Annotated in this window: 14 protein-coding genes; 4 read left to right on the top strand and 10 right to left on the bottom strand. The window is 45.3% G+C overall.

Annotated features, from left to right (window positions below; genetic code table 11):
• Nucleotides 1-89: 89 nt before the first annotated feature.
• Nucleotides 90-446 carry a hypothetical protein gene (locus tag R8N49_RS06750; RefSeq protein WP_005376535.1) on the bottom strand — a complete coding sequence of 119 codons (357 nt, stop codon included), beginning with the start codon at nucleotides 444-446 and terminating at the stop codon, nucleotides 90-92.
• 576 nt (nucleotides 447-1022) lie between these two features.
• Here R8N49_RS06750 and R8N49_RS06745 point away from each other — a divergent pair.
• The 4 genes from R8N49_RS06745 to R8N49_RS06730 all read left to right on the top strand — a co-directional run bounded on the left by R8N49_RS06745 (nucleotide 1023) and on the right by R8N49_RS06730 (nucleotide 5100).
• Nucleotides 1023-2255, top strand: a complete 1233-nt coding sequence (locus R8N49_RS06745) for an OFA family MFS transporter (RefSeq protein WP_053349165.1) — start codon at nucleotides 1023-1025, stop codon at nucleotides 2253-2255.
• A gap of 67 nt (nucleotides 2256-2322) precedes the next feature.
• Nucleotides 2323-3936 carry a VRR-NUC domain-containing protein gene (locus R8N49_RS06740; RefSeq protein WP_186585366.1) on the top strand — a complete coding sequence of 538 codons (1614 nt, stop codon included), beginning with the start codon at nucleotides 2323-2325 and terminating at the stop codon, nucleotides 3934-3936.
• 165 nt (nucleotides 3937-4101) lie between these two features.
• A complete protein-coding gene (locus R8N49_RS06735; protein WP_186585368.1) occupies nucleotides 4102-4749 on the top strand; it encodes an AcfA family outer membrane beta-barrel protein in 648 nt (215 codons plus the stop codon).
• 15 nt (nucleotides 4750-4764) lie between these two features.
• Complete coding sequence (locus tag R8N49_RS06730; RefSeq protein ID WP_186585370.1) at nucleotides 4765-5100, top strand: YgiW/YdeI family stress tolerance OB fold protein; 336 nt, start codon at nucleotides 4765-4767, stop codon at nucleotides 5098-5100.
• Nucleotides 5101-5180: 80 nt separating this feature from the next.
• Here R8N49_RS06730 and yegS read toward each other — a convergent pair whose 3' ends face one another.
• The 9 genes from yegS to R8N49_RS06685 all read right to left on the bottom strand — a co-directional run bounded on the left by yegS (nucleotide 5181) and on the right by R8N49_RS06685 (nucleotide 14266).
• The gene (gene yegS / locus R8N49_RS06725) at nucleotides 5181-6083 is read right to left on the bottom strand and encodes a lipid kinase YegS (RefSeq protein WP_186585371.1); all 903 of its coding nucleotides are present in this window, start codon (nucleotides 6081-6083) and stop codon (nucleotides 5181-5183) included.
• A gap of 8 nt (nucleotides 6084-6091) precedes the next feature.
• Nucleotides 6092-6997 (bottom strand): LysR family transcriptional regulator, encoded by a 906-nt coding sequence (locus R8N49_RS06720; protein ID WP_005376541.1) that lies wholly within the window; start codon nucleotides 6995-6997, stop codon nucleotides 6092-6094.
• A gap of 172 nt (nucleotides 6998-7169) precedes the next feature.
• A complete protein-coding gene (locus R8N49_RS06715; RefSeq protein ID WP_005376542.1) occupies nucleotides 7170-7595 on the bottom strand; it encodes a bifunctional diaminohydroxyphosphoribosylaminopyrimidine deaminase/5-amino-6-(5-phosphoribosylamino)uracil reductase RibD in 426 nt (141 codons plus the stop codon).
• 49 nt (nucleotides 7596-7644) lie between these two features.
• The gene (locus tag R8N49_RS06710) at nucleotides 7645-8946 is read right to left on the bottom strand and encodes a BatD family protein (RefSeq protein ID WP_033906485.1); all 1302 of its coding nucleotides are present in this window, start codon (nucleotides 8944-8946) and stop codon (nucleotides 7645-7647) included.
• Nucleotides 8943-10673 (bottom strand): VWA domain-containing protein, encoded by a 1731-nt coding sequence (locus tag R8N49_RS06705; protein ID WP_186585373.1) that lies wholly within the window; start codon nucleotides 10671-10673, stop codon nucleotides 8943-8945. The genes R8N49_RS06710 and R8N49_RS06705 overlap by 4 nt, the downstream gene beginning before the upstream one ends.
• Entirely contained in the window at nucleotides 10666-11736 is a 1071-nt protein-coding gene (locus R8N49_RS06700) for a vWA domain-containing protein (RefSeq protein ID WP_104976150.1), read from the bottom strand. The genes R8N49_RS06705 and R8N49_RS06700 overlap by 8 nt, the downstream gene beginning before the upstream one ends.
• The gene (locus R8N49_RS06695) at nucleotides 11729-12307 is read right to left on the bottom strand and encodes a DUF4381 domain-containing protein (RefSeq protein WP_186585375.1); all 579 of its coding nucleotides are present in this window, start codon (nucleotides 12305-12307) and stop codon (nucleotides 11729-11731) included. Before R8N49_RS06695 ends, R8N49_RS06700 begins: the two co-directional genes overlap by 8 nt.
• Nucleotides 12308-13270 (bottom strand): DUF58 domain-containing protein, encoded by a 963-nt coding sequence (locus tag R8N49_RS06690; RefSeq protein ID WP_046875998.1) that lies wholly within the window; start codon nucleotides 13268-13270, stop codon nucleotides 12308-12310.
• A gap of 12 nt (nucleotides 13271-13282) precedes the next feature.
• Nucleotides 13283-14266 carry an AAA family ATPase gene (locus tag R8N49_RS06685; RefSeq protein WP_005376549.1) on the bottom strand — a complete coding sequence of 328 codons (984 nt, stop codon included), beginning with the start codon at nucleotides 14264-14266 and terminating at the stop codon, nucleotides 13283-13285.
• Nucleotides 14267-14301 lie beyond the last annotated feature (35 nt).

The raw sequence follows: 14301 nt of genomic DNA, 5'->3' as shown, positions 1-14301 counted from the left end.
TCAAACTAAAAGCAATATCCGAACAAAATTACGTTTAATTAAAAACGCCAGCAAATGTGCTGGCGTTTTTTTTATTCTAATGTGTTGATTTACGCTGACTTAAATCGGTCAGGAATCTTAGTGATGCTCTCTCTGTAGCTAAACCATAAGTAGGTAACGGCAAGCGAAAAGAATAAATATGAAAGTGCGAATACGATTGGAGACGTGATTAATTCCGCGGACATTCCCCACATCACACCGACTACGGTTATCGTCAACTTAGAAAGCATACCGCAAATGAGTAGGAATAAAGCAAGCTGTGGAAAGCGCGAGCTGCGAAATGCGAAGAAATAACAGCTACCTACCGCTAAAGAAGCAATAGATAAGCCCAACATAAATGAATGGATGTGGTCTGCTGATGCGATACCAGCGGATACCGAAGCCATGAGTAATAGGAACAGTTTCATAAGTCACCTCACAACAAATCTAAAAAGCATCCCTTCATAAATGAAAACTCATTTTTCACTATATTTTGCGCCTAAAATCAGCAATTACAAGTTACTTTTTTGCTCACTTAATGAACATAAAAGCTAATCAGCTTCAATTATTACAAAAGGTTAACAATTAAAAATTAAGAAACCCTTTGCATCTGATACTTACGACAGTTAGATGATAAATTCGCCATTTTTGTTACAGATGGTTAACATAGAAACATTTTGAAATTTTTTACTTGAAATGTGAACTGTGCACTCAACAGCGTAAAACCTCTCTGTCTTGACTCATCATTCGTTATTAGCGAACAAAAAATATCACTTTTTTACAACGTTCTTACTACATACAAAACCATGAATTCACATCCACTTTTAATGTTGCAAATTATTTTATCAGTAACCGTAAAAAGAGATTCCAATCACATATTTATTGGTTATAATCCGCGCTCATTGCGTTAAACGTTGAAAAACGCAAACTAATTTTGAGAAAAAACATCTTTAAACCAACCTTCTTTGCGGCATTGCCAATAAGAGGAAAAACTGAGAATAAAAATGAGCAAGATTGATAAAGCTATGCGCATCCTGTTAGCAGGGTTCTGTATCAACCTTTGTCTTGGCATCCTGTATGCTTGGAGTGTATTCAACAAGGCACTGGTAACTGAATCAGGCTGGAGTGCTGCAGAAGCTTCTGCACCTTACGCAACTGCAACCATCACTTTCTCTATCTGTCTTCTTATTGCAGGTATTCTTCAAGACCGCATGGGCCCTCGAATGATCCTTATCCTAGGTACTGTTCTTACAGGTCTGGGCATGATCGCTTCTGGCTTTGTGAACTCTCCACTAATGTTGAACATTACATTCGGCGTGATCACAGGTGCAGGTATCGGTTTTGGTTACGCATGCCTATCACCTTCTGCGATGAAGTGGTTCCACGCTTCGAAGAAAGGTATGGTTAACGGCATTATTGCGGCAGGTTTTGGTCTAGCGGCTATTTACCTTGCGCCAGTAACTTCTGCGCTAATAGACAGCATGGGCATTCAAACTAGCTTTATGGTTCTTGGTGTTGGTATCCTAGCGATTGCGGTTCCTCTTGCAGCAACCATCAACAACCCACCAGCAGACTACACACCTGCGGAGCCTAAAGTAAAAGAAGGCCAAGCACCTAAAGCGGTGAAAAAGTCAGATGACTTAACTTGGAAAGCAATGTTGAAAACGCCACAGTTCTACTCTCTATGGATCATGTACGCGTTTGCAGCTTCTGTTGGTCTGATGATCATTGGTAACATCACGACAATCGCAAGCGTTCAAGCAAACTTGCCAAACGCGGTTTACCTAGCGTCTATTCTTGCTGTATTTAACTCTGGCGGTCGTGTTGCCGCGGGTATGCTTGCAGATAAAATCGGCGGTGTTCGTACGCTTCTACTTGCGTTCGTTCTACAAGGCGTAAACATGGTGCTGTTCGCGACGTTCGACTCTGAGTTTACACTGATCATCGGTACAGCAATCGCAGCGGTAGGTTACGGCACACTTCTAGCGGTATTCCCTACTCTAACGGCTGAGTTCTACGGTCTGAAAAACTACGGCACTAACTACGGCGTGCTTTACACAGCATGGGGTATCGGTGGTGCAATCGGCGCAGCGGTTGTTGGTTTCTCGATGACAAATGGCGACGGCTACACCTTGGCTTACACAATTTCTTCAGCAATGATGGCAGTATGTATCGTACTTGCGTTCATCACTAAGCCATTGTCTGATGCGAAAGTAGCACAGCTAAAAAACGCATAATTGCGAATTGATTTGATAGCAAAAAGGCTTAACCTATGGGTTAAGCCTTTTTTGTTATCGGTCGTTTATGGAAAGCCCTATCGAACTTGCACCAGACTACTATCTAGAGAACTTCTTTAAGCTGACTCATCACGCAGTAACTTGGTACAGCAATTTACTGACCAAGGAAGAACACGCATGGCTTTGCTCGTTTGATTCTTTGAGCAAACACGCCCAGTGCCTTTTGGTACGTTTATACAGCCGAAAGGGATGTTGGTTTCGAAGTGATAAGCTGAGTTATCCAGAAATACCTTCTATCAATGAAGCACTGGCAGAATTGAGTCAACATGAGTTTGTAGCCCTTTCCCCACCCCTTTCTCATCAAGGGTTAGCGGCTAATTTACTGACCAAGCCAGAAATCTCCACGCTTTATCCCGAACTGCCGAAATCACTCAAGAAAGACGCCCTTGTCGAACGTTTGAGTAATGCGGAATTTGATCGTATAGAGCGGCTTGAGTTTACGATCGTCAAACTCAATTCTGCTCATATGATTGACGTGTTACTCACTCTGTTTTTTGCCAACACCCATCAAGACTTAAGTCAGTTTGTGCTTGATGACTTAGGTTTGCATCAGTTCGAGCAATATCAATTGAGTAAAGTGCGCCGTTTCTTTGATTCACGTGAGCAAATAGACCGCTTAATTGAACTGAGCCAGTTGGCCAACCTGTACTGGCAATTTGACCGAAAAGACAAAGCCAATCTCGACTTATTAATTGAGGCAATGCCTCAGCCCGTTAAACACCGTTACGTAGATCGTAAACGCGAGCACATGTTGAATGACATAGCACGTGATTACGAACGGCTTAATGATCTAGAGACCGCCCTATCTCTATTTGGCCAAACTCAACTCACACCGAGCCGAGAACGACGCGCACGTATCTATGACAAATTAAACCATGATGATTTATTTTGTGACATTGTCACAGATATGCTTAACTCACCGATCGATGTGTCTGAGCTCGAAGTTGCACAAAAACTTGAGCAACGGTTAAAACGAAAACAAGGCGAGAAAGTGCCAAGAGTGACGAAGCCAACCTGTACGGAATACCGCCTTGAACTGGATTTATCTCAACAGAGAGTCGAACTCGCCAGCAAAACGTATTTTGAGTCCTTAGGCTGGACTGTATTTTACGCCGAAAATGCACTGCTTAATGCATTACTTGGTCTCACTTTTTGGGATGCGATTTTTGCTCCTATTGAAGGGGCATTCATTAACGCTTATCAACACCGTCCTTTAGATTTATATCACTCGGATTTTGTTACCAAGCGCCAAGCTTTGATAGACACCGCTTTTGCCGAACTAGAAGCGGGCAACACCCAGATGTTATTGACAAAATACGATGAGAAGTTTGGCATCAGTAATCCATTTGTACATTGGAACTTAATAAGTAAAGAGCTACTCGAAACAGCACTCAACACTATCCCAACTAACATGTTGATGGCGCTATTTAAAATACAATTGAGTGACCTAAAGCTTTACCGCAATGGGATGCCGGATCTGATTGCTTTTAAAGGAAACGAGTTCGAATGGATTGAAGTAAAAGGGCCGGGCGATAAACTCCAAGACAACCAATGGCGTTGGATTAAAGAGTTTACTCGCCTTAATGTCCCGTTTGCGGTGTGTTACGTCGCAGCAACTTAACTTACTCTATATAAAGAGCTTGGTGTTTGTTCACTCAAACCGCCCCTCGGTTATCGCCCCTTGCTCTTTTTTCTAAACATTTTTTCGTTTCTTCACGATCGCTTCACGCTTCTTCACACAAAATGCGCTTCTACTCACTAAGTTGATTTGAAGAGGCAAAATAAAATGAACAAAACACTTCTTGCGTTACTTGTTACCTGCTCAGTTTCGGTATCTGCGGCTCCTTATGTAGGTCTGGAATATGGACTAGGCACCACTGACCATGATTTGGAACCTCACTTTTCAACTGACAACGTAACACTCAACCCTGAGCTTGAAGACGGTATTTTCTCAGGCTTTGTCGGTTACGCATTTAATGACAACTGGGCATTGGAACTGGGTTACAGCCAGTTTGACCTTGATGATAGTCGTTCAAAAAACCTAGGTATCAAGTCAATCGATGGCAAAGATTACCATCATGAAATGGATTGGGATGCGTCAATCAAAGCCAAGCAAGTGTCGTTGGCTCCTGTGTTTAACTATGCATTAAATGATAAATGGACAACAAAATTCAAAGCGGGTTTAACTTACACGCAATACGATGCCAAGGTTTCTAAACATCAAGAATACGAACTTGTCACGAACGACGATGTGGAAATGACCAACACGCTTTTCCATAGCGCGGAGAAAAACAACGAGTTAGGCGCAATGTTCTCTGTGGGCGCGGAATACCAAGTGTTGCCAAAGCTCACCATTGGCGCAAACGCTAAATACCAACTAGACAGCTACGCAAACACTGCATCCTTTAACGTAGGCACAACTTATTACTTCTAATATAAGGAGATGATAATGAAAAGAGTATTGTTAACATCCATGCTTGCCCTACTTTCAAGCTCGGCTTTCGCAGCGTTTAATGGTCCAGAAGTCAGTGCAATCAATACGGTGAAAGAGGCGCGCAACGCAACCGACGACAGCGCTGTAGTGCTAACCGGGCATATTGTTCAATCATTTGGTAACGAGACTTACTTGTTCAGAGACAACACTGGTGAGATCGAAGTAGAGATCGACAACGAAGATTGGATGGGTCAAGAAGTGACACCAAAAGATACCGTAATGATTCGAGGAGAGGTTGACTCAGATTGGACAACTACGCAGATAGACGTTGAGACCATTCAAAAACGTTAAGAAGTTGACGATACCTCAACACAAGCAACACAGCCACATTTTAGTGGCTGTGTTAAGCAATAATCATGGAGAACGCTCGTTTAGCTAGTCAAGCAAGGACAATCTTGCGGTACGACTAATCGTATACTCTTAGGCTGAACATCAAATCTAATGGTTCTCGAATGATAGGGTTCTCCATCTAAATTAAGAGGTAATGGATTCGGGAAGTCTATCTCCAACCAGCTTGCTCTTGTGTACTTCACAAACTCTCCTTTCTCACTCGGGTTATTGATCTCGTCGATTACTTTAGGCAGCTCATGAGGTAAAAATGGGCGCACCAATGTTAGATCCATCAGCCCATCATTAATCATCGCTTTTGGAGCTAACTCTTGCCCACCTCCAGCAAGGCGCCCATTACAAAACGCACCGAGCAACATTTCTCCCTGATACGCACCACCTTCAATCGTTATTGTTCCGTCATATGGTTTAAAGCCAAGTGCTTTTACAACACCAGTTAGCGTGTAAGCTCCACCGCCAAGAAAGTTTTTGAGTTCAACAGGCGTTTCTGCTGTAACTTCTGCGCCAAACCCTGCTGTTGCCACGTTAATAAAGCAGCGATCGTTCGCTTTGACGCAATCGACCAAAGCGGACTGCCCCTCAACAGCAAGAGATAAAGACGCCTTAATGGAATTAGGTACTTGAATAGCGGTAGCAAAGTCATTGGCAGTACCAAGGGGAATAATGGCTAACTCAGGGCGTTTTACTTCGTCAATTTGAATAATCGCAGAAGCCGCCTCATTGACAGTCCCATCGCCACCAGCGACAACAATACGTTCAATGCCTTCAGCAACCGCTTCTTTCACTAGCCGCGGCATGTCTTGAGATTCCCACGTCACACGCACCTGTACGTCGATGCCTTTTTCTCTCATTTTCATGATTGCATCTCTTAACTCTGAATTCCCAGCTTTTTTTCCGTTAAGGATGGCACGTATTGTCTTTTTCATTGCACTTCCTATTGGTTGATGACTTTTCCTGCTTGCTTAATCTGTGAACGCAACCACTGATGGGCGCTGTCGTTTGTGCGACTAGGATGCCAGATTGTGCAAAGCTCATACATTTGTTCATCAAATGGCATTGATAAAGATTTAACATGATAGGTGTTATTGAACAAGTTGATCATCGACTCTGGCATTAAACCAATGTATTCACTACCACAAATAATTGGGAGCATTTCTAGTACGCCTGAGGCTCGATACTTAATCTTTCTCTTATCCAAGTCGACAATGTCATCGGCGTTTAACAAGCTCTTACGACTCTGCCACTGCGAAACCACTACGTGTTCTTCTTCAAAAAATTGTTCAGCCGTAATCTCGTCATTCAGGCGTGGATGCGCTTCGCTACATACCACCACCAAACGCTCCGTAAGTACAGTTTCCAGTTTTAGCACCGTTCTTGCTCTTGGTGTGATATCAATGATCAAATCGTATCGTTGTAACCGCAGATCACTTTCAAAATCTTCCGTAAAAAGCGGATGTACTTCTAATGCAACATTTGGCGCCGACACACGGATTTGTTTCATGACTTGAGGTAGCAACTCAAAACTTGCAACGGACACACAGGCAATAGAAAACACTCTATTCGACACTTTAGGGTCAAACTCACTAGAGGCCGATAATGTCGAAGTGAAATTTTGTACTGAAGCTAGAAGAGCAGGATAAATATCCATCGCAAACGAGGTAGGCTCGACACCTTTAACGCAACGATGAAACAATGGATCATCGTAGATATCACGTAGCCTTGCTAGCGCTTTACTCACCGCAGGCTGGGTGATGTTTAAACGCGCCGCCGCCCGAGACAAGTTACGCTCTTCATAGATGGCAGTGAAAATGGGAATAAGATTAAGGTCGGTCGGTTTCATGCTATTAAATTTTTCAAAAGTCACTTTCTCTATTTTAATCTAACAGCATGATCCTTCACGTAGCCAAGTGCAATAAATGGGCGGTATCGCTTGTTTTAATGAGTTTTAACTCAATTTTGACGCACTTCATTCACCACATAAACTGGCACCATAGTGCAACGTAAAGCTTGGATTAGGCTTTGCCTAGGTAAGGGGTAAGAAACTCGCTGACTTCCTCGCCGCATAAACCAGTTTCTACCTCTATACCTGCTTGTTTTAGAATCTCGATACCTCGACCACTGTTGCGTGGGTCGGGGTCCAATATGGCTACGACGACTTTGCTTATGCCGGATTTGACTAATGTCACCGCGCAAGCTGGCGTGCGACCAACAAACGAACACGGTTCCAGCGTAACGTATGCCGTCACCGATTCTAACGAGCCTTGATACGCATTCAGCGCTTCCACTTCCGCGTGATTGCCACCAATCGCTTGAGTATGACCTTCAGAAACGATTTGATTGTCTTTCACTAACACGCAGCCAACCGGCGGGTTGGGTTGACATTCAGGAAGCGCATTTTTGGACACTTCCAATGCGCGGCGCATAAACTCTTGGCTCATTTGAACTCTATTCTCTAATAAAAACGAGGCGCTATATTAGCGCCCCGTTTTATTCATTGCCATCTCTTCCAATGACTTTGTCCAGTTCTGGTAACGCTCGCGGAATACGGAATTTAAAGCGTTTTTGTTTGGTCTGGATTTTGCGCCACATCGACTTCAGTAAATGAGCGCTATTTTCACCATTTTGCATTCGCGACGCACTTTTTTGCCACGATTCACTCGTATCGGCTTTGGTCATTTCTAGCTCGGCCGTATTTAAACGCAATTGTTTGTACAATATGGTCCTTGCTTCAGACCAACGTTTAGCCTTTAACAAACGGTGAAACGTCAGCCATGCTGGTGTCGGTCTGTTGCGGTAGTAACGTTTAATGGCTACCAATGAAATAATCACAAAACCCAGCAACACAAGCGTGGAAACAATCCATTCAAAGTACGTTCTGATGAAGGACTTCAACGTGTGCTTCGCGGCAAAAGTTTTGCCCTCTAACATCACCGTTTCCACTTGCTGAGTCTTACTGTTCCACCAACGGAACTCATAATCCGGCAGGGTTAATTCACCACCTTGTTGAATCACGTACACGCTCTCTTCTGTGCGTGTTGACTGGTAATCACCACGTGTTTGCGTATCTGTCAAACGGTGGGGTTGAGGATATGCTTGATAACGGGTTGTTGATTCTCCTTTCAACAAGTCTGGTAGCAATACAGATAGTGAATCTTGAGCCAAAATGGTGATTTTACGCGTGATTGCATCCCCAACTTTGAGTGACTCAGTGGAGGTTTCCCACTCTTGTTTTACGTCTACGTGCGTTGCAGAAAACCAAGGCGTATCACCGCTCAACAATCCCGATGGCAAGACAGTTTTGAACTTAATCGGCTGCGTATAAAGTGTGCCTGACACCTTCTCGCCATCCGGCGCCGACACCTGAACGCCCACAGCGACAGGTGGAATCACAAAATCACCAGATGCTTGTGGATACAAAGTCACTTCCCAGCGTTGACGCGACCAAGTTTGTCCCTCTTTTTGCTCAGTAAAGTTGGTTGCTAGTTGATTACGTTGTTTGGCGATAACATTGGGTATTTCAATATTGCCAATTCTCGTACCACCCGTAAACCAACGCGGCGTTGCCACTTCGATGGTTAAAATAACTTGCTCATTGACGCTAAAACTTGGTGTTTTACGCTTCTCTCCAGCCGTTGGTTGTTTACCAACCCACGCTTGTAACTCAACACCATGCTTTCGTTGAACGTCACGAATATCTTGAGCCAACACACTACTGCTCAGGAGGAAACCGAAACAGATAACTAACCACAAGGGTAAAGCAAAGTGCGTAAAACGGTGGCTTTTCATCATTGCACCGCCTCCTCTGTATTTTCGTTCGCAGTAGAGGTTGATTCTCCGGTTTCTATTGAACGCAATTGAATCTGAAACTTCGCATTTAAGAAGTATTTAGGATCCGCTTCGACTCGCTTTAACCATTTGTCGGCTAATTCTTGGCTACCTAAGATGTCGTCTGCACTTAACGTCTCTTTAATCATCAACTCCGCTGACGTTTTTTCATCCGCCCCTTCTGCGGTTTGAGGGTTATCGCCTAGCTCGGTTGATGCTTCTTGCTCCGTTCCTACCTGACTCTCACTCATCCGGTTGATGTCCTCTACAATACCACCAATCACTTTCAAGTTATGCTCAACATCCGGTCTTAGCCTCTCGCTCAACGTTGGCTTGTTGGCTAGGGATTTTAACAAGTCACGTGCAGCCAAATATTCACGCTGACGCGCCAATGCACTCGCCGCATTATAAAGACCGTAATCTCGAACCTCTTCGGACGGGTCGTTTTGCATTTCCAAAAACGCGCTGTGCGCGAGCTCAAACTCGCTTGCGTAGTAGTACGCCGTGCCTTTGCGTAATGGATCGACAAAGTGTTTTGCAGCTTCTAAATACGCTTGTTGGTTGAACAAACGCTGTCCTTGTTGGTCTGGCGTCAGCCACAAATCCCACCACCATTGCGCCACCTTGTCGAAAGCCGTCACTTTTTGCACAACTTGTGGCTGCTCGGCTTTAACAGAAATGTTCTCCGCCATTGCACTGGTCGGCATCAACAGTGTACCGCTCATCATTACAATCACGCACCACTGCACTAACCACCCTTTTCTAAACCACAGCATCATGATCAACGCGATTGGAAACAGAAGTTGATAACCCATGTCTTTCCAAGGCATTGAAGATTCGCCATTAAGCTGCATATTGCGCTCAACGTATCGGTTCAGTTGCTCGATATCACTGTTATCGACGGTCACTTCCACCAATCGACCGTTGGTCTGGCTGGCCAGTTTTTGTAGAGAATCCAAATCCATTGGGTTGTTACTCACAATGTCAGCGTTCCCTGCCGCAAGAATTAACAGTTGATAAGGTTTGCCCGAGAAATACGCTTGGTATTGCTCAATCGTGGCCGGGTTCACGCCGTCGCTCACCAACAGAACGGTGGAGCCTGGTTGACCTTGCAATTGCAGATCAATTAACGGCAAGGCTTTTTCGGCAAGCTTACCTTGCACGGGCATAATTTCTGGCGTAATGGCCGCCAAAAATGGGTCAAATACTTTGCTGTCTTGAGTTATAGGCATCGCCACATGAGCACTGCCCGCGAACACGACTAAACCCGTTTTTCCGCCTTTTCGCGCGGCTAATAAATCGCGTATTTTCTGTTTGGAACGCTCAAGGCGGCTTGGTGGGAGATCTTTTTGCAGCATCGAGTCGCTGTTATCAAGCACCACAAGCATAGAGGCTTTATCTTCGCCAAAGGGAGAAGATTCTCGTTGCCACGTTGGGCCTGCACAAACCACAATGGCGATGAACACAATCAGCATCAAGAGCTTAAGCGGCAGTTGCTTACGCCAGCCTCGCTCACCTATCGTCAAAGCATTGCGTAAATGTTCGGGCAGAATATCCTTCCAGCTTGGCTTGCTTTCTTCTCGCCAGCGTAACCACACCAAGAAAAACATGGGGATCAAAGCCAGTAACCACAGTGGTCGAATAAAATGAAACTGCGTAAAGAATTGCGTCCAACTAAGAGAATCAAACATCGCTATCTCCTAATGATGATCGTGTAACAGCCCTTCTTTTGAGTGTTGCGACGCTGAACGCGAGCAAATGCATGATGACCACTAACGCCATCAAGTAATGATGAAGGCTTTGTTTTGGGCGGTATGTGGTGCTTTCGTAAAGTTGAGGTTCCAGTTTGCCAATTTCGTCGTAGGCAGCCGATAGTTCATCACGGTTGAGTGCTTCAAACGCTTCACCGCCGGATTCTTTCGCAATGCGATGAATTGTGTCCATATCCAACGCGGTTTCACCTATCGTTTCCGGATCACCCATCGCAATCACGTGCACTCTCACGCCTTTGGCTTTCGCAACTTTCGCCGCATCAATCGGTTCAACAAAACTGCCCGTGTCGTTACCATCGGTTAATACAATCGCGACTTTTTCACGGTTTTGGTCTTGTTCTAAAGCACCACGCGACTTATCGCTTTGCTCAAAAACTTTAATCGCTAAGCCAATCGCATCACCAAGATGGGTACTCTGCCCTGCCATTGCCACATCGGTTTGGTTAAGCAGTTCGAGCCACACTTTTTGGTCTGCGGTAAATGGCGTTTGCACGAAAGCAGCATCACCAAAAAGCACCAAGCCTAATCGGTCACCTTTACGAGACTGAACAAACTCCGACAGCACTTCTTTTGCCGCATCAAGACGAGAAATTTTTTCGCCTGTACGTGAGGTGAAATCTGGCTCGGCCATGGAGCCCGAAAGATCCACCACCACCATCACATCGCGACCTAAACTCTCGCGAACTTGAGGCTCGCCTAACACGGTGGGTTTTGCCATCGCACACACCACCAAAAGCCATGAGAGAATTAACGTTGCTCGTTGCCACCAACTCGGGGTCAACTGGCTTGCACCTTCTGATGGCGTCTCACCAATCGCTTCCACCAGCTGACTAAAAAACGGCACTTTGATCGCCATTTGCTTAGTGCGATATGCAGGCACCAAGTAGTACACCACCAACGGCAAGGGCAAAACCAGAAACCACATTGGGTGAGCAAATTCAAAACCAGACAAACCAGTTATCGATGCAAGAAGATCATTCATGTTGACCTCCCTGATGTGATTTGCGTTTCAATCGTGGTGATTTCTTTGCCGCGCTTTTTTGAGCATCACCACGGTGTTCACTCACCCAGTTTTTCGCACGAGCAATTAGCGTTACACGATCTTCGTTGGTTAGCGTAACGCTTGGGTCGACAATACTTTGTAGCCAGCGCTTTGAAAGCTCATCGTTAAAGACCACAAGCGAGTTTGCTTGAGAATCTTCGGTTTGCGGATACAGCGCATCGAGCTTGCGCAGAAAGGCGGTATCAAACAATTTCGCGTTGCGGCTATCAATATGAATCAGCACTACTTTAAGCACAGAGAACAATACTTTTGGCATGTCTTTGTCGCTCGATTTGATTTGCGAAATCGCCAGTAGAGCTTCTTTTCGGTAACGATTATGCCACCATTGCCGAGCCAATCGATATACGACATACACCAATGCAATGAGCACAACCGCCGCTAAAATTTTCCAGCCAATAGTTTGCGGGTACCAACTCACGCTGGGTGGTACAGCCACATCATGCAGCTCTCTGAGTATGTAGGTACTCGGAGGCGTAGGAAGATCACTCATTTAACGCCCTCCTACCAGTTTTTGGAATTGTTTAATGTGCTCACCTGTCGTATCGAGTTCGATGTGCGGAAGGTGTTTCATCGCCATAAGTTGAGAGAGTGATTGACGCTGTAAGCTAGTTCGAGCCTCAAGCTTTGCGCTCGCAGCTTCTACCTTTGCTTTGCTATCTAAATTGAGTTGATACTGCCCATCACCAACCACCCATTTCGATTTTGCCAAATCGTCTGGTAGCGCTTGTTCTAATGGGTCACTGACCATCACTGCAAGAACATCGTTGTGCTGTTGTAGCTGTTTAAGGTGATCAAGGTGGTGCTCCTCGCAGTCGCTCCAGTCGCTGATAAAAATCAAAGTGGATTGCTTGAGCTTCATGCGTTTAATAAGCTCAATCCATTGACTGAACGTTACTTTTTCGGAATTGCGGGAGTCCACATTGAGCGATTGATTGGCTTTAGCGAGACGTTTAAGTTGCGCCAGAAGATCGTTTTGCGAACGCTGTGCCTTGCTGTGAAACAACGCCTGCTGGGATGCGATGACAAAACCGACTCGGTCGCCATCTTTTAATACTCGCCACCCACACATCGCTGCGATCTCTGCCGCGACAACTGATTTCATTACTTGCGTCGAAGCAAAAAACATTGTGCTTCTCTGGTCGACACACACGATTACGTTGCGATCTTTTTCTTCTGTATAACTGCGTACATGCGGCTTACCCGTACGCATCGTAACTTTCCAATCAAGGTTACGAATATCGTCACCCAATTGGTAATGGCGCAGCTCTTCGAAGTTCAATCCACGACCGCGAAACAACGAATTGTGTCGGCCAGAGAGTACGCTACCCGCCTTTAGGTGAGGAAGTAAACTGAATGATTCTGCTTGTGCTTGCAGACGTACTAAACGAGCGTAATCGCAGTACAAACGGGGATCCATCCCCTGTGATTTTGGCGCAAGAGTTGGCTTAGCCATAATGCCTCCCACTTACCCAATTTCTACACAATCTAGCAGCTCTTGTACGACTCGTTGATGATCGACCCCATCTGCCAGTGCATCGTAGGTCAAAGAAAAACGGTGGCCCAATACAGACGGAACCATGGCACGCACATCGTCAGGAGTCACATGGTCACGTCCTTGCATCCACGCATACGCACGAGCGCATTTGTCGAGTGCGATGGAAGCACGAGGACTAGAGCCAATCTCAATCCATTTTGCTAAGTTTGAATCGGCATAACGCTCTGGCTTACGAGTCGCCATCACTAACGCAACGATGTAGTTTTCCACTAGGTCCGATACCACGATGTTTGGTAACTGACGGCGCGCTTCTAGCACCACGTCTGGCTCGATGTGTTTTGGCGTAATAATTTCGCTGCTGGTTTCCGCACCCAATTCTTCACTGCGCACCAAACGAATGATGTCACGTTCGGCGTCATCTTCTGGATAATCGACGGTAACCTTCATGATAAAGCGGTCCATTTGCGCTTCTGGCAGCGGGTACGTGCCCTCTTGCTCTACAGGGTTTTGCGTTGCAAGCACCATAAATAAGTCTGGCAATACGTGAGTTTTATCGCCTACCGTTATTGTGCCTTCGGCCATGGCTTCAAGCAGTGCCGCTTGTACTTTGGCTGGTGCACGGTTGACCTCATCAGCAAGTACAATGCTGTTAAAAATTGGCCCTGGCTGAAAATGGAGTTGCGGCTTACCATCCAGCTCTTGATAAACCTCAGTACCCGTCACGTCAGATGGTAAAAGATCCGGCGTAAACTGGATTCGACCAAAACTGGTGTTTAACAAGTTCGCCAAAGATTTTACGGAACGTGTTTTTGCCGTTCCCGGTAAACCTTCTAGCAGAATATGCCCATTTGTTAATAACCCGATGACTAAAGCTCGAACCACGTGGCTTTGTCCAATGACGCTTTTTTCTGTTTGTTCGATGAGTTCTTTTATCGCTTGTTGTGCGTGGTTCATAGGATACCTTTTCAATGGTTTAAGCCGTCTTTTCG

The sequence above is a fragment of the Vibrio sp. 1978 genome (genome assembly GCF_033344345.1).
This window is presented reverse-complemented; position numbering and strand designations above follow the sequence as displayed.